At 32.2% G+C, this 15,880-nt stretch carries 16 protein-coding genes; 2 read left to right on the top strand and 14 right to left on the bottom strand.

Features of this window, described 5'->3' with window-relative positions; genetic code table 11:
- Window positions 1-66 precede the first annotated feature (66 nt).
- Window positions 67-948 (bottom strand): anti-sigma factor, encoded by an 882-nt coding sequence (locus AX016_RS12410; protein WP_100895913.1) that lies wholly within the window; start codon window positions 946-948, stop codon window positions 67-69.
- A 218-nt stretch (window positions 949-1,166) separates the two neighbouring features.
- On the opposite strand from AX016_RS12410, the gene AX016_RS12405 reads away from it, so the two are divergent.
- Complete coding sequence (locus AX016_RS12405) at window positions 1,167-1,859, top strand: response regulator transcription factor (protein ID WP_100895912.1); 693 nt, start codon at window positions 1,167-1,169, stop codon at window positions 1,857-1,859.
- 2 nt (window positions 1,860-1,861) lie between these two features.
- The gene (locus AX016_RS12400; protein WP_100895911.1) at window positions 1,862-3,349 is read left to right on the top strand and encodes a sensor histidine kinase; all 1,488 of its coding nucleotides are present in this window, start codon (window positions 1,862-1,864) and stop codon (window positions 3,347-3,349) included.
- Here the strand turns inward: AX016_RS12400 and hisIE are convergent.
- From hisIE to sucD, 13 genes are all read right to left on the bottom strand, one after another.
- A complete protein-coding gene (hisIE, locus tag AX016_RS12395) occupies window positions 3,346-3,942 on the bottom strand; it encodes a bifunctional phosphoribosyl-AMP cyclohydrolase/phosphoribosyl-ATP diphosphatase HisIE (RefSeq protein ID WP_100895910.1) in 597 nt (198 codons plus the stop codon). The two genes, AX016_RS12400 and hisIE, sit on opposite strands and share 4 nt — an antisense overlap.
- Window positions 3,943-3,964: 22 nt before the next feature.
- On the bottom strand, window positions 3,965-4,720 hold the full coding sequence (gene hisF / locus AX016_RS12390) for an imidazole glycerol phosphate synthase subunit HisF (RefSeq protein ID WP_100895909.1): 756 nt from the start codon (window positions 4,718-4,720) through the stop codon (window positions 3,965-3,967).
- A gap of 18 nt (window positions 4,721-4,738) precedes the next feature.
- Complete coding sequence (gene hisA, locus AX016_RS12385; protein WP_100895908.1) at window positions 4,739-5,467, bottom strand: 1-(5-phosphoribosyl)-5-[(5-phosphoribosylamino)methylideneamino]imidazole-4-carboxamide isomerase; 729 nt, start codon at window positions 5,465-5,467, stop codon at window positions 4,739-4,741.
- 62 nt (window positions 5,468-5,529) lie between these two features.
- A complete protein-coding gene (locus tag AX016_RS12380) occupies window positions 5,530-5,883 on the bottom strand; it encodes a four helix bundle protein (protein WP_100895907.1) in 354 nt (117 codons plus the stop codon).
- A gap of 49 nt (window positions 5,884-5,932) precedes the next feature.
- Window positions 5,933-6,514, bottom strand: coding sequence for an imidazole glycerol phosphate synthase subunit HisH (gene hisH, locus AX016_RS12375; protein ID WP_100895906.1), 582 nt, complete (start codon window positions 6,512-6,514; stop codon window positions 5,933-5,935).
- Window positions 6,515-6,539: 25 nt separating this feature from the next.
- Entirely contained in the window at window positions 6,540-7,673 is a 1,134-nt protein-coding gene (hisB, locus tag AX016_RS12370) for a bifunctional histidinol-phosphatase/imidazoleglycerol-phosphate dehydratase HisB (protein WP_100895905.1), read from the bottom strand.
- Between the two features lie 43 nt (window positions 7,674-7,716).
- On the bottom strand, window positions 7,717-8,766 hold the full coding sequence (gene hisC, locus AX016_RS12365) for a histidinol-phosphate transaminase (protein WP_100895904.1): 1,050 nt from the start codon (window positions 8,764-8,766) through the stop codon (window positions 7,717-7,719).
- On the bottom strand, window positions 8,766-10,049 hold the full coding sequence (hisD, locus tag AX016_RS12360; RefSeq protein WP_100895903.1) for a histidinol dehydrogenase: 1,284 nt from the start codon (window positions 10,047-10,049) through the stop codon (window positions 8,766-8,768). The genes hisC and hisD overlap by 1 nt, the downstream gene beginning before the upstream one ends.
- Complete coding sequence (hisG, locus tag AX016_RS12355) at window positions 10,049-10,906, bottom strand: ATP phosphoribosyltransferase (protein ID WP_100895902.1); 858 nt, start codon at window positions 10,904-10,906, stop codon at window positions 10,049-10,051. Before hisG ends, hisD begins: the two co-directional genes overlap by 1 nt.
- 255 nt (window positions 10,907-11,161) lie before the next feature.
- Window positions 11,162-11,977: a prohibitin family protein gene (locus tag AX016_RS12350; protein WP_100895901.1), complete on the bottom strand. Its 816-nt coding sequence runs from the start codon at window positions 11,975-11,977 to the stop codon at window positions 11,162-11,164.
- Window positions 11,978-11,985: 8 nt separating this feature from the next.
- Window positions 11,986-14,022, bottom strand: a complete 2,037-nt coding sequence (locus tag AX016_RS12345; protein WP_100895900.1) for a vWA domain-containing protein — start codon at window positions 14,020-14,022, stop codon at window positions 11,986-11,988.
- Window positions 14,023-14,065: 43 nt separating this feature from the next.
- Complete coding sequence (gene fabG, locus AX016_RS12340) at window positions 14,066-14,812, bottom strand: 3-oxoacyl-[acyl-carrier-protein] reductase (RefSeq protein WP_013622522.1); 747 nt, start codon at window positions 14,810-14,812, stop codon at window positions 14,066-14,068.
- Window positions 14,813-14,997: 185 nt separating this feature from the next.
- A complete protein-coding gene (gene sucD, locus AX016_RS12335) occupies window positions 14,998-15,870 on the bottom strand; it encodes a succinate--CoA ligase subunit alpha (RefSeq protein ID WP_077399679.1) in 873 nt (290 codons plus the stop codon).
- Window positions 15,871-15,880 lie beyond the last annotated feature (10 nt).

Below are 15,880 nucleotides of genomic sequence, written 5' to 3'. Positions count from 1 at the left end.
CAAATACAAACATAAATAAAATAGCCTCTAGATTTTCTAGAGGCTATTTTTATGAACTAAAATAAATTATCTTTTAACCCAACCAGTTGGAAAAGAATCACTGTTTAAACTTAAAGTATGAGTTGTTGGTGCTGTTTCCTGTCCAGATACTCCTACTAATGGTTTTAGTAAAAATGGAGCCGGACTATTATCTGGTGATGGTTCTACAGATATAACAACTGTTTTACCTCTAACATCTAAAGGAAACATAAATCCTGTTGGTGCATTATTAAAGAAGTCTTCACCTGGAATTGGAGGTCCTGGATTAGCACCACTAAAAGGGTTGCCAGAATCTTCTACCTGTGCAGTAGGATCCATAAATGTACCTGTAGTTATTGGTCCTTCTGCTCCTACTACCCATCCTTCATAAACCCATCCATCAGGTAAAACTGGTAATTCTAAACCTGTTGCAGGTGGTGCTCCTGGTATTCCAAACCAAATTCCGTATTGGTCGTTACCATTATTCATACCATCATCTTCATCTGTTGGAGTTCTTAAAAAGAATTCACCACTTGCGCTAGAAAAATCACCTACTAAATCTGTAATACTAACAGTTGCTGTTTCTGCTGCAAATGCACCAGATAATAATTTAGTTGTAGCTGGTGCTGGGTCATTATCTACAGCTGGCTCTATAGAAAGTACATAAGCTGTTGCTTGGTCTAGTGTTGCGGCATCTACACTAAAAGATGTTTTAGATGGTACACCATCGCCATTTACAGTAAATACTCCGGTAGATACTGGAGCGCCATTTACAATTATCCAACCTTCGTAAACATAATCGGCACCTAAGTCTTCTAGACCATCAATACCCATTGTTAAATTTGCTGTTTGTGGTTCATTTGTGTCGTCATCACTATCGCAACTTACTACAAGAGCTGTTGCCATAAATAATAATAGTAACTTTTTCATATTTTAGAGTTTTTAAGATTATGAGACAAATTAACGGGTTGTTTTTAACGATGAAATCACAAAAAAGTAAACTTTACAGCCAATATTGTAAGGTATTTGTGATAAATTCTACCTTACAGTAGTCACAAAGCGTTAAAAGCCTTAATTTCATTGACATTATAAACTTTTTAAGTTTGTGATAGCTTTGTGATATATATTAACTTCTTTGCAACCATATTATGAAACAGATTTTAATTATAGAAGACGATCCAGAAATTATACAATTGCTGGAAATACATTTAACAGATATGGTATATACCACAACTAAAGCTATGGACGGTGAAACTGGTCTAAATTTAGCTTTAGAAAATGATTATGACCTTATTTTATTAGATCTTACATTACCTATTATGGACGGTATTGAGGTTTGTAAAAAACTAAGAACTAAAAAAAATACTCCTGTTATAATGCTTACTGCTAAGTCTGAAGAAATAGACCGTGTATTAGGATTAGAAATTGGTGCAGATGACTATTTAACTAAACCTTTTAGCATACGAGAATTACTTGCTCGTATTAAAGCTGTTTTACGTAGGTCTGATGCTCCTAAAATAGAAGAAAACAACTCTACTACCTTAAATTTTGAAGGTCTTTTTATAGATATTGATAAACGTAAGGTACTACATAACAAGCAAAAGATAGAGCTATCTCCAAAAGAGTTTGAGTTATTAGTTTTAATGGCTTCTAACCCAGGAAGAAATTACTCTAGAACAGAACTGTTAAACATTATTTGGGGTTATAATTTTGAAGGTTATGAGCATACTGTAAACTCACATATAAACAGGTTGCGTGCTAAAATAGAATCTAATATGGCTAACCCTATGTATATACTTACCACTTGGGGAGTTGGCTATAAATTTAATGAAGAAATATAACTATGGGAACATCTAAAAAAGTCCTTGGCACTAAGCTGATAAAAAAATTGTGGATTGCCTTTATTCTCATTATCATATTAATGGGAGCCTGTTACATACTTATAACTGGTTACTTTGCTAATAAATACAATGAAGCTACAATACAAAAAGTAAACGCAAAAGTAGCTAACCACCTTATTGAAGAAAAGTTTAAAGATGCTTCTCCTTTTTTAGAAGATGGTAGTGTAAATAAACCATTGTTTGGGGACTTAATGCATGATATGATGGCGGTTAACCGTAGTATAGAAGTGTATTTACTAGACAATGCAGGCTCTGTACTATATTCTGTTGTTTTAAAACATGATGCCAATGAGCCTATTAAGCACGTATCACTAGATCCTATTAAAGAATTTATAAAAACAGACGGACAAAAGTATATTCTGGGTGATGATCCTAGAAATACAGAAGAACAAAAAATATTTTCTGCCGCTCCTTATAAAAGCGGAGATAAAGAAGGTTACATATATATTATTCTTGCAGGTCAAGAGTTTCAGGCTATAAGTAATAGTTTGTTATCTCAATATTTTATGAAGTTAGGGCTTGGTGCTACCCTACTGACTATGCTTTTTGCTGCATTATTAGGCCTACTAAGTATTTGGTTTTTAACTAAAAACTTACGTGTAATGATTAGTACTGTAAATAAATTTCAAGAAGGAGACCGTACTGCACGTATCAAAGACACAAAAAAATCTGATATTGAAGTTCTTGCAAACTCTTTTAATGATATGGCAGATACTATTGTTAGTAATATTGATAAAATACAGTCTGTAGATACATTACGTAGAGAATTAATTGCTAACGTATCACATGATTTAAGAACACCACTTGCTATTTTAAAAGGATATGTAGAAACGCTTCAAATTAAAAAAGATACACTTACAGAAATTCAGAAAGATGAGTATTTACAAATTACTCATAACAACATAGACAGATTATCAAACTTAATAAACCAATTGTTTGAGTATTCTAAGTTAGAGTCTGAACAGGTTACACCTGTAAAAGAACCCTTTTCTATAACAGAACTGTCTTATGACTTAATTGAAAAATTTAAGGTAATAGCTGAAAAGAAACAAATTGTTTTAGAAATGGATGCTTCTAATGAAAACAACCTTGTATATGCAGATGTTAGTATGGTAGAACGTGCATTACAAAACTTGCTAGAAAATGCTATTAAATATACTGAACCAAACGGAAAAGTAACATTAGCAATTAAAAAGCAAGCTAAAAAAGTAGAGATTAATATTACAGATACTGGTGCAGGAATACCAATTAACGAGCAACCTTATATTTTTGATCGTTACAAGCAGCTAGACAAGTCTGAAAAGAAAAGAGGCGCTGGCTTAGGTTTAGCCATAGTTAAGAAAATAATGGAAATGCATGACACCACTATTACTGTACTTAGCAAACCCAAAGAAGGCAGCACCTTTAGTTTTACATTACCTGTGCACTAATGTCTATCTTTTAATACTTTAACAATATCGTTTAATTTAAAGCCTTTTGCTTGTAATAAAATTAAGTAATGAAATAGTAGATCTGCACTTTCTTCTTTAAATAAGTGGTCATCACTATCTTTTGCTTCAATAACTACTTCTACGGCTTCTTCCCCAACTTTTTGGGCAACTTTGTTAATTCCCTTTCTGTAAAGAGAGGCTACATAGCTGTCTTTATTTTCTGGGTTTTCTTTACGGTCTGTAATAATATCTTCAAGCTCAGTTAAAAAACCATAATTGCTTGTATTATCGCCATTCCAACATGTATCAGAACCAGTATGGCACGTTGGTCCTACAGGGTTTGCTGTAATTAATAAGGTATCGTTATCACAATCTACCTTTATATCAACTAAATTTAAAAAGTTACCACTTTCTTCTCCTTTAGTCCATAAACGATTTTTGCTTCTACTATAAAACGTAACTTTTTTTGTTTCATTTGTCTTGTCCACAGCTTCTTTATTCATATAGCCAAGCATTAAAACTGTTTTGGTAGTTGCATCTTGTACAACAGCAGGTACTAGACCATCTGTACTTTTTGTAAAATCTATTGTCATTTTATTCGTTTTACTATTGATATTATAATCTAACTGGTATGCCGTTAGTTTTTAATTCTTCTTTTAAATCTTTTATTTCTATTTCTTTAAAGTGAAAAACACTTGCTGCCAATGCCGCATCTGCTTTACCGTCTATAAAAGTATCAGTAAAGTGCTGAATAGAACCAGCACCACCTGAAGCTATAATAGGAATATTTAATTCGGTTGATAATTTAGCTAATGCTTCATTTGCAAAACCATCTTTGGTACCATCATTATCCATAGAAGTAAACAAAATTTCTCCTGCTCCTCTTTCTTCTACCTCTTTTGCCCAATCAAATAAATTAAGTTCTGTTGGTACTTTACCACCAACTAAATGTACAACCCAGTTGCCATCTATATTTTTTGCATCTATTGCCACAACAACACACTGAGAGCCAAATTTGGCTGCCAAATCGTTTATTAATTGCGGATTTTTAACTGCAGATGAATTTATAGATACCTTATCTGCACCATTTTGCAACAATATATCTACGTCTTCAATTGATGAAATACCACCACCAACAGTAAAAGGAATATTTACTTTTTCTGCAACACGCAATACTAAATCTGCTAATGTTTTTCTACGCTCTTCTGTAGCAGATATATCTAAAAAGACAAGCTCATCTGCTCCTGTTTGCGCATATATTTCTGCTAGTTCTACTGGGTCACCAGCATCTCGTAAATCTACAAAATTGACTCCTTTTACGGTGCGTCCGTTTTTAATATCTAAACAAGGTATTATTCTTTTTGTTAACATAGTTTTTATTCAAATTCCTTATTTATTTAATATAAATTCTTCTAACTGTTTCATAGAAATTCTATTTTCATAAATAGCTTTTCCTATTATAGTACCTTCACAACCAATTTCTGCTAGTTTAGGAAGCTCATCATAAGTAGAGATTCCTCCACTTGCTATTAATTTTAATCCTTTTTCTGATGATTGTAAAATTTTAGAATACAAATCAAAAGATGGTCCTTCTAACATACCGTCTTTACTAATATCTGTACAAATAACATAGCTTACGCCTTGCTTTTGATACGCTTGTATAAATGGTACTAATTCTTCTTTAGATTCTTCTAACCAACCAGAAACGGCTACTTTTTCATCCTTAGCATCGGCTCCTAAGATTATTTTATCTGCGCCAAATTTTTCAAGCCATGAAGAAAATACCTCTCTATCTTTTACTGCAATACTACCACCTGTTATTTGGTTAGCACCACTTTCAAAGGCTATTCGTAAATCATCGTCCGACTTTAATCCGCCACCAAAATCTATTTTTAGGCTTGTTTTAGATGCAATTTGTTCTAAAATCTTATGGTTTACTATGTGCTTAGACTTTGCTCCATCCAGATCAACTAAATGCAAGTATTCTATACCGTGAGCCTCAAACTCTTTAGCAACCTCTAAAGGATTCTCGTTATATATTTTTTTTGTGTTGTAATCTCCTTTAGACAAGCGTACACATTTGCCATCTATAATATCTATTGCTGGTATTATTCTCATTTTTGTTTTTTGTAAAGAAAGTATTAAGTTTTAAGAACAAAGTCATAAGTTTTAATACTAATTTATAATTGTAAGCTCTTTTGTAAAGCAAAATTCATATTCTTAATCTCAGTAGCCAACCGTAATAAAGGTTCTATATTTTCTTTTTCTACAAAACCTAGTCTGATTACTAGTAGTAATTGAGTATCTAATTCTGTTGTAGAACCATTCGCATAGCTTAAGAAATTTTTAAACTCTTTTTTTGAATTTCTTCCAGCTCCTTCTGCAATATTGGAAGGAATAGAGACACTACATCTTTTTATTTGAGATGGTAAACCAAACTTTTCATCATCTGGCAGAACCTTTACTAATTTGTAAACCTCCTCAACTAGATCCATAGCCTTTTTCCAAACAATTAAATTCTCATATTTATTCATATTATTTACTTAATACTTCGTACTATTGACTTTAGACTTAATTAAACTTCTACATTTCTAGAAAATTCCTCAAAATCTGCTCTCCTACTTCACTGCTCTTTTCTGGGTGAAATTGGGTGCCGTAAAAATTATCTTTTTGTAATGCAGCACTGTAATCTACATCATAATTAGATGTTGCAATGGTTTCATTAGTAACTGGAGCGTAAAAACTATGTACCATATAAATATGAGACTTTTCTTTTACTTTACTAAAAAGATTTGTTTTTAAGTTTGATATCTCGTTCCATCCAATTTGTGGAACTTTCACCTTGTTTGAAAACTTTACTACATCAACATTAAAAATTCCCAAACCTCTTGTTTCTCCTTCTTCAGATGCATTGCACATTAGCTGCATACCTAAACAAATACCCAAAACAGGTTGTTTTAATGTAGGAATTAAAGCATCTAGACCACTATCTCGTAACTTACTCATAGCACTACTAGCTTCACCTACACCAGGAAAAATAACTTTATCTGCATTTAAAATTTCATCTACATTATCTGTTAAAATGGCTTCAAAACCAAGTCGTTTTATAGCAAACTTAATGCTCTGTATGTTTCCTGCGCCGTAATTTATAATTACTATTTTCATTTTAAAGTTTAAGTATTAACACTATTTACAGCATTCCCTTTGTACTAGGCAAAACCATTTTTTCTACATCTCTTTTTACCGCCATTTTAATTGCTTTCGCAAATGCTTTAAAAATAGCCTCAATTTTATGATGCTCGTTTACACCTTCTGCTTTAACATTTAAATTAGCCTTTGCTCCGTCTGAAAATGATTTAAAAAAGTGTAGAAACATTTCTGTAGGCATATCACCAACCATTTCTCGTTTAAAATCAGCTTCCCATACTAACCAATTACGACCACCAAAATCTATAGCAACTTGTGCTAAACAGTCGTCCATTGGTAAACAAAAACCATAACGTTCTATACCCAATTTGGTGCCTAAAGCCTTAGCAAATACCTCTCCTAAAGCAATAGCAGTATCTTCTATAGTGTGGTGCTCATCTACTTCTAAATCGCCATTTACTTTAATTTCTAAGTCCATTTGACCGTGACGAGCCAGTTGATCTAACATATGATCAAAGAAAGACAATCCCGTTTTTATGTCACTTTTACCAGTGCCATCTAAATTTACATTAATGTAAATATCAGTTTCATTAGTCTTACGTGTTATTTCAGAAACTCTGTCCTTTAGCTTTAAAAACTCGTATATTTTCTCCCAGTCGTTACTTTCTAAAGCAATAACATCATTTAACTCATCTCTTTTTACCGTAATTTCTCCGGTACCAAGATTGGTTTCATCATTAATAAAAATACCCTTAGAACCTAAGTTCTTGGCTAATTCTATATCTGTTAAACGATCTCCAATAACAAATGAATTAGCTAAATCATATTCTGCTGAAAAATATTCCGTTAACAAGCCTGTTCCAGGTTTACGTGTATTTGCATTCTCATGAGGAAAAGTTCTGTCTAAAAACACCTTATCAAAAACTACACCTTCATTCTCAAAAGACTTTAAAATAAAGTTGTGTACTGGCCAAAACGTATCTTCAGGAAAAACATCTGTACCTAAACCATCTTGGTTGGTTATCATTACAAGCTCATAGTCTAATTCTTTAGCTATTTTACCCAAAAAAGTAAATGCTTTTGGGTAAAAAATCATTTTTTCAAATGCATCTATTTGTTCGTCTACAGTCTCTTTAATTATGGTGCCGTCTCTATCTATAAATAATACTTTTTTCATCTTCTATAGTTCGTTATAATTCAATTTTAAAAAAGAATTACGGTTAGTTATTAATTTGGTTTAATGCGCTTATTAGCTGCTTATTTTCCTTTGGTGTACCTACGGTAAAACGTAATGTATTTTCACATAAAGGCTGTGTAGTTCTATTACGTATTACAATTCCTTTTTGTAAAAGCTGATTGTACCTTTTTGTGGCATCATCTACTTTTGCTAAAATAAAATTAGCGTCAGAAGCATATACTTTTTCAACAAAACCAACTTCAAGTAATACTTTAGATAAAACTTCCTTTTCTTTCATAATTTCAGACACTTCCTGTTTTACAGAATCTAGATCTAAAACACGCTCTTTTGCTCGTTGTTGTGTTAATTCGTTTACGTTATAAGGTGGTTTTATTTTATTTAAAACTGATATAATTTCTTTTGACGCAATACAAATTCCCAATCTTACACCTGCTAATCCGTACGCTTTAGACAGTGTTTGCGTAACTATTAAATTAGGATAATTATCTAATTGAGAAACCCAACTTTCTTCTGACGAAAAATCAATGTAAGCTTCATCAACTACAACCAAACCATTAAAATTATTTAACAACTGATGCATTTTTTCTGTAGCAAAGCTATTACCAGTTGGGTTGTTTGGCGAACATAAAAATAAAATTTTACTATTGTTATCTGCTGTTGCTAAAATTTCATCTACATTAGGTTCAAAATCAGCAGTAAGCAACACCTCTTTATTCTCTATATTATTAATTCCAGATAATACTTTATACATACCATAAGTTGGCGGTAACGTTATAATATTATCTTCTTTAGGCTCGCAAAACGCTCTGTAAATTAAGTCTAAAACTTCATCACTACCATTACCTAAAAGCAAGTTTTCTGACTTTATACCTTTTTGTTCTGCTAAAATAGATTTTAAACTACGTTGTTGTGGGTCTGGATATCTATTTACTCCGTTTGAAAAAGGATTTTCATTGGCATCTAAAAAGACCATTTCAGTACCATCAGAAACATACTCATCTCTAGCAGAAGAATACGGACTAAGTCCTTTTACATTCTCTCTAGTTAATTTATCTAAGTTAAAATTTTTCATTATTTTAAACTCTTTAAACGTAATGTAACTGCATTTTTGTGTGCCTGTAAACCTTCTGCCTCTGCCATAAGTTCTATAGCTTTACCAATACCTTGTATACCTTCTTCAGATATTTTTTGAAACGTAATACTCTTAGTAAAACTATCTAAGTTAACACCACTGTATTGTTTGGCATAGCCGTTTGTTGGTAATGTGTGGTTGGTACCAGAAGCATAATCACCAGCACTCTCTGGTGTATAATTACCAATAAAAACCGAACCAGCATTTTCTGTAGTGCTTAACACATAGTCTTCATTTTCTACACAAACAATAAAGTGTTCTGGAGCATACTCATTAATCAATTGCATAGCTGTTTCTATTGTTTCTATGTAAATAAGCTTACTATTTGCAATTGCCTGTGTAGCTATTTCTACACGTGGTAAAACTGATAATTGTTTTTCTACTTCTGCCTCTACAGCAGAGATCATTTCTTTAGAAGTAGATACCAATATTACTTGACTATCTGTACCGTGTTCTGCCTGACTTAATAAGTCTGATGCTACAAATGCAGCGTTAGCTGTATCATCTGCTAAAACTAACAGCTCACTTGGACCAGCTGGCATATCTATTGCTACTCCATACTTAGTTGCAATTTGTTTAGCCACTGTAACAAATTGGTTACCAGGACCAAATATTTTATACACTTGTGGTATTGTTTCTGTACCAAACGTCATAGCTGCAATAGCTTGTATACCACCAACTTTATATATTTTGGTAACACCACATAAATTTGCTGCATACAAAATAGCAGGGTTTATTTTACCTTCTTTATTAGGAGGTGAGCATAGAACAATTTCTTTACAACCAGCAATGTTTGCTGGTGTTGCTAACATTAAAATGGTAGAAAATAATGGAGCTGTACCACCAGGAATATATAAACCAACCTTTTGTATAGGTCTTTTCTCTTGCCAACAATTTACTCCGTTTGTTGTTTGTATACTTACTTTACTAGTTTTTTGTGCTTTATGAAAAGCTTCAATATTACTTTTTGCTAATTGTATTGCCTCTTTTAGCTCTTTAGTAACCAATGCTTCGGCCTCTATAATTTCTTCACTAGAGACTACGTTGGAGTCTAAAGTTACACCATCAAACTTAGCTGTATATTTTTGTATTGCTGTATCGCCATCCTGTTTAACATCATTAAAAACAGAAACCACAGTACCTTCTATATCTGCTACAGTTTGTGTTGGCCTTTCTAAAACTTGTTTCCAATTTTCAAAAGGCGGATTATCAATCTTATTCATTACAATACCATTTTTTCAATTGGACAAACTAAAATGCCTTCCGCGCCTTCCTTCTTCAGTTCTTGAATTACTTCCCAGAATTTATCTTTGTTTATAACTGTGTGTACAGAACTCCAACCTTCTTCTGCTAATGGTAATACAGTAGGACTACGCATTCCTGGTAATAATGAAATAATAGTATCTAATTTATTATTAGGTGCATTTAAAAGCACATATTTAGACTGTCTAGCTCTTAAAACAGATTCTATTCTAAACTCTAACTGACTTAAAATCTCTTTACGTTCTTCAGATATTTTAGGAGAAACTGCTAAAACGGCTTCACTAGTTAACATTACTTCTACCTCTTTAAGGTTATTTTTAAATAATGTACTACCACTAGATACTATGTCACAAATACCATCTGCTAAACCAATATTTGGTGCTATTTCTACAGAACCATTAATAATGTGTAAATCTGCTGTAACACCTTTAGATTCTAAATAATTTTTAACGGTATTTGGGTATGATGTTGCTATGCGTTTTCCTTGAAGATCTTGTACAGATGTGTACTCAAATGATTTAGGTACCGCCAAAGATACTTTACATTTAGAAAAACCTAATCTTTCAGAAAATGTTATGTCTTCTCCTTTTTCAATCAAAACATTTTCTCCAATTATAGCAATGTCTACTACACCATCTCTTAAATACTGAGGAATATCACCATTTCTAAGGTAAAAAACCTCCATTGGAAAATTTCTTGAAGATGCTTTTAGCTGATCTTTACCGTTGTCTATAGAGATACCACAGTCTTTTAAAATAGCTATGGAATCTTCGTTTAAACGTCCGCTTTTCTGAATTGCAATTCTAATTTTAGTCATTCTTTTTTTTAGTATATGTTTAAGAAATCAAAAGGGATTAAAAACAAAAAACCCGCTTGATTTCTCAAACGGGTTAGATATATGTTTAAACACTGCAAAACACTTCTAGCTCGCCTGAAAGCAAGGAGTAAAGTGATGATGATGTGTGTTTTTATTTCTCATTATGGTGTAAAAGTAAAACTTATTTCTATTATAAAAAAGGGAATTTATAATTTTAGTTCACTATTAATAATTTCTTAACAAACAAACGTTAATTTATTGGTTTCCTAAAATTAACGGCAAACCAGAGTCTCCACTACCAATTACAATAACTTTAGAGTTTGGAGATTCAGACAATTTAATTGTAGCATCTATACCTTTATCTTGTAAAATTTTATCTGTTAAAGACGCACTTAATATCTTGTTTGCATCTGCCTTACCTTGTGCTTCTATAGTTACTTTTTCTGCTTCTTTTTTAGCTGTAACTAATCTAAATTCATATTCTAAAGATTCTTGCTCTTGTCTTAACTTACGTTCAATAGCATCTTTAATTGTTGGTGGTAAAGTAACGTCGCGAACTAAAATTTCATTTAATTGAATGTATTCACCATCAACAATTTTTTTTGTTTCATCAAAAATTTCTTGTTGTATAGCATCTCTTTTACTAGAATATAACTGCTCTGGCGTGTAACGACCTACAACAGAACGTGCTGCAGATCTAATAGTTGGCAACAAAACTCTTTGTATATAGTCCTCTCCTTTTTCTTGGTGCAATTTTCCTAACTCATTGCGTTTTGGCTGAAACCAAGCAGAAGCTTCTAATTTTATATCTAAACCATTGCTAGATAATACATTCATTTTTTCTAAAACCTCTTGTTGGCGTACTTCATAAATAAATACTTTATTCCAAGGAGCTACTATATGAAAACCTTCTCCCATTGGTGGTTCATCTGTAACAACACCATCTGAAAATGTTTTATACAATACTCCTGCTTTACCTGAATCAATAGTAACAGCAGATTTTGATATTAATACAATAACAAGTATTACAGCGAATAATACAGGTAATGCAATTTTGGGTAATCTTTCCATAGTAATTTTTAAGTTAATCCGTTGTATTTCCTAAGAAACCATTCTATTGCAAACACCAATAAAATTAATCCTAATAGAAATTTAAATTCTACCAAAGATACAATATTTTCCTTGCTCCTCTGTACTGGTTTCAAGGCTTCTTTACTTAGTAAATCTTGTTTTAAACCACTTATATCATCAATAAAAAACAGTGTTGCATTTGTGTTTTCTGCAACACGATCCATTTTTTTATAGTTGCTAGATGTAAATTGCTTTTCTACATCATAATCTAAAATAGTGAAAGCACCAGATTTAGAAGTATTTGTGTTTTTTACAGTTGCAGTAAATGTATAATCACCAGCATACAAACTACTTAAATCTGCTTTATAATTAAACCCGCTTAGCAACATTGGAATTTCTTTATAGGTTGATTTTTCTTTATTCCTTATTTTTAGAATAACAGTAGCATTAGAATCAAACTCAAAAGCGTCATCAAAAACTGATGCATTAATAACCGCTTCATTACTACCCAAATACACTTGCTTATAATCTAGAGTAAAACTATTTTTAGAGTTGCTGGACGCCAAATACAGTATTATTTTACCTATAAAATCATCAAAAGACTTAAAATCCTTATCATTTCTGTAGGTCTGCATTCTCCATTTCCAAATATCTTCACCAAACAAATACACTTGCTTTGTTTTATCTATATCAGAAACAGACAGTAAAGGAGATTCTATAGCTATACCACGAATGGTTGTTTTTAAAATAGTTAAGCTTTCATTTTTAGGAAAAACAGGACTAACGTTACTTTGCAAAGGAGGAAAATTATTAGTTGAAAACTTAGACACATCAAACTTAGAAAAAGAAGAATTTATAGTTGGCATTACTTCTTGCACAGGAAAGCCTCTCTCAAAAACATAAGTGTTTTGAACCGAGTTTAAAAAATTCCAATCTGTTTGCAAACCAGTAATTACAAAAGAGTTTTTATTAGAATTTACAGCATAGTCTATAACATTTTTAAAACTATTTACTGGCTGATAAAATATAAACACATCTGTGTTTTGCCATAAACTAAGCGAGCTATTAGGTTTAATTATAGTAACAGACCGTTGCTCATTGCTTTCTATAGACTTTTTTAACGCGCCTAAGTCTGGGTGCTCTACATTAGATACAATTGCAATATTTGTTTTTTCATCAATAACCTCCAGAGCTATTGTTTTAGTGTTATTTATGGTGTTTTTTTCATCTATTAAAGTAGAAATTGCTACCCTAAGTTTTTTAACACCAATACTTTTTGCTTCTATATTTGTTGTAATAAATTTGCTGTTCTCGGTTTTAGAAAAGGTTATATTTTCCTTAAATACATTTTTACCATTTTCAGTAACAGTAAGCTGCTTTGTTACAGTTTTATTTCCTGTGTACGAAACATAAATTTCTACAGGATATTTGTTATTTAGAAAAGCAAAATTATTTTTATTAACCTGATCTATTTTTAAATCCGTGTAGTTTGTAGTATCTCCTACAACTATAGGATAAATAGGCTTTTTATAGGTTGATGTTAAAAACTCGTAATCCTGTCCTAATGTTTGGTTTCCGTCTGTTATTAAAACTATAGCCGTATTGGTGTTTCTATAAATATCTTCTGCTCCTTGTAGTGCAGCACCAATATTCGTATTCACTTCTTTAAATGTTAAACTATCTTGTAAGCTATTTAAACTACCACCAAAGGAATACGTGTCTATTGTAAATTTACTTTTTAGATCTACATCTTCACTAATATTATTTACTACTTCTAGTACTTTATTAGCTGACTTACTATTTTTTATAGAGGCAGAATTATCTATTAAAACCACTAGTTTAGTTTTTTCTACCGTATAAATATTTTTAGTGATTTTTGGATTGATAAGTAGTAGCAAAACTCCAAAAATACCTAAAAAACGTAAAAAGGAGAGTAAAACAATAAGTTTACCTCTCCTTTTAGCTTTATAATAATATTGAAACAAGACTACAAGCAGCGCAAATATTGCTGCTAAAATTACCCACAGTACAGTTGTAATTTGCATGTATTAATTGTCTCTATTTTTCAATATAAATTTAAGTATTCTATTATGTTAACATTCCGCCATCTACGTTAAGCACTTGGCCAGTAACGTAAGCAGACATATCTGAAGCAAAAAACAAACAAGCATTTGCCACATCGTCAGGAGAACCACCTCGTTTTAAAGGAATTCCGTCTCTCCATCCTTGAACAACTTTTTCATCTAACTTATCAGTCATTTCAGTTTCAATAAAACCAGGTGCAATAGCGTTACATCTAATGTTTCTAGAACCTAGTTCTAAAGCTACAGACTTAGTAAAACCAATCATTCCGGCTTTAGACGCTGCATAATTAGTTTGTCCTGCATTACCTTTAACACCAACAACACTACTCATATTTACAATAGAACCTTTGCGTTGTTTTAAAAACGTACGTTGTACTGCTTTTGTCATATTAAAAACAGATTTTAGGTTAATTTCAATTACGGCATCAAAATCTTCCTCTCCCATACGCATTAACAAGTTATCTTTAGTAATACCTGCATTATTAATTAATACATCTATACCACCAAAATCTTCTAATACATTTGCTACTAATTCTTCTGCCTGAGAAAAACTTGCTGCATTACTTTTATATGCTTTAGCTTTTACACCTTTAGCAGTTAATTCTTTTTCTAATTCTAAAGCAGGAGCTTCACTAGAACTATATGTAAAGGCTACATTTGCACCATTATCTGCAAATACTTTTGCTATTCCCATACCAATACCTCTACTAGCACCAGTAATAATTACGTTTTTTCCTTCTAACAATTTCATCTAATAAAATTTTGCGTTGTTGCAAGCCAAATATAGGGTATGTTTTACACCTTTAAAAGACATACTTCTTTTTTTTAAGATTGATAAACAAAAACTTTACAACAGTGCAACCCATTAAGTTGATGCATAAAAAAAAGCGTTTACTAAATAAGTAAACGCTTTTATATTTTTAAAAAGAATATGGATTAACCCATTACTTCTTTCACTTTTTTACCTATCTCAGCAGGAGAATCTACAACGTGAATTCCACAATCTTTCATAATTGCTTTTTTAGCCTGTGCAGTATCATCACTACCACCAACTATAGCACCTGCGTGCCCCATTGTTCTACCTGCAGGAGCAGTTTCACCAGCAATAAAACCAACAATTGGCTTTTTACTTCCACTCTCTTTATACCATTTTGCTGCATCTGCTTCTAACTGTCCACCAATTTCACCAATCATTACTACACATTCTGTAGCAGGATCATTAATTAGTAATTCAACAGCTTCCTTAGTAGTTGTACCAATAATTGGGTCACCACCAATACCAATTGCAGTAGTAATACCTAAACCTTGACGTACAACTTGGTCAGCCGCCTCATAAGTTAAAGTACCAGACTTAGAAACAATACCTACTGTACCGCTTTTAAATACAAAACCAGGCATAATACCTACTTTAGCTTCACCTGGAGTAATAACACCTGGACAGTTAGGACCTATTAAACGACAATCTTTATCTTTAATATAATCTGAAGCTTTAACCATATCAGCAACAGGGATACCTTCTGTAATAGTAATAATTACTTTAATACCAGCGTTAGCAGCTTCCATAATTGCATCCGCAGCAAAAGCTGGCGGTACAAAAATAATAGTTGTATCTGCACCAACTTTTTCAACAGCTTCTAAAACTGTATTAAAAACTGGTCTTCCTAAATGCTCTTGACCACCTTTACCTGGTGTTACACCACCAACAACATTGGTACCGTATTCTATCATTTGCTCAGCGTGAAAAGTACCTTCACTACCTGTAAACCCTTGTACAATTATTTTGGAATCTTTATTTACTAAAACACTCATTATATCGTTT

The sequence above is a fragment of the Cellulophaga sp. RHA19 genome, assembly GCF_002813425.1.
In the GTDB taxonomy this organism is placed as follows: Bacteria; Bacteroidota; Bacteroidia; order Flavobacteriales; family Flavobacteriaceae; genus Cellulophaga.
This window is presented reverse-complemented; position numbering and strand designations above follow the sequence as displayed.

Coding starts and splice junctions, on each gene's coding strand:
- AX016_RS12410 (WP_100895913.1), bottom strand. CDS start 948: ATGAAAAAGTTACTATTATTATTTATGGCAACAGCTCTTGTAGTAAGT.
- AX016_RS12405 (WP_100895912.1), top strand. CDS start 1,167: ATGAAACAGATTTTAATTATAGAAGACGATCCAGAAATTATACAATTG.
- AX016_RS12400 (WP_100895911.1), top strand. CDS start 1,862: ATGGGAACATCTAAAAAAGTCCTTGGCACTAAGCTGATAAAAAAATTG.
- hisIE (WP_100895910.1), bottom strand. CDS start 3,942: ATGACAATAGATTTTACAAAAAGTACAGATGGTCTAGTACCTGCTGTT.
- hisF (WP_100895909.1), bottom strand. CDS start 4,720: ATGTTAACAAAAAGAATAATACCTTGTTTAGATATTAAAAACGGACGC.
- hisA (WP_100895908.1), bottom strand. CDS start 5,467: ATGAGAATAATACCAGCAATAGATATTATAGATGGCAAATGTGTACGC.
- AX016_RS12380 (WP_100895907.1), bottom strand. CDS start 5,883: ATGAATAAATATGAGAATTTAATTGTTTGGAAAAAGGCTATGGATCTA.
- hisH (WP_100895906.1), bottom strand. CDS start 6,514: ATGAAAATAGTAATTATAAATTACGGCGCAGGAAACATACAGAGCATT.
- hisB (WP_100895905.1), bottom strand. CDS start 7,673: ATGAAAAAAGTATTATTTATAGATAGAGACGGCACCATAATTAAAGAG.
- hisC (WP_100895904.1), bottom strand. CDS start 8,766: ATGAAAAATTTTAACTTAGATAAATTAACTAGAGAGAATGTAAAAGGA.
- hisD (WP_100895903.1), bottom strand. CDS start 10,049: ATGAATAAGATTGATAATCCGCCTTTTGAAAATTGGAAACAAGTTTTA.
- hisG (WP_100895902.1), bottom strand. CDS start 10,906: ATGACTAAAATTAGAATTGCAATTCAGAAAAGCGGACGTTTAAACGAA.
- AX016_RS12350 (WP_100895901.1), bottom strand. CDS start 11,977: ATGGAAAGATTACCCAAAATTGCATTACCTGTATTATTCGCTGTAATA.
- AX016_RS12345 (WP_100895900.1), bottom strand. CDS start 14,022: ATGCAAATTACAACTGTACTGTGGGTAATTTTAGCAGCAATATTTGCG.
- fabG (WP_013622522.1), bottom strand. CDS start 14,812: ATGAAATTGTTAGAAGGAAAAAACGTAATTATTACTGGTGCTAGTAGA.
- sucD (WP_077399679.1), bottom strand. CDS start 15,870: ATGAGTGTTTTAGTAAATAAAGATTCCAAAATAATTGTACAAGGGTTT.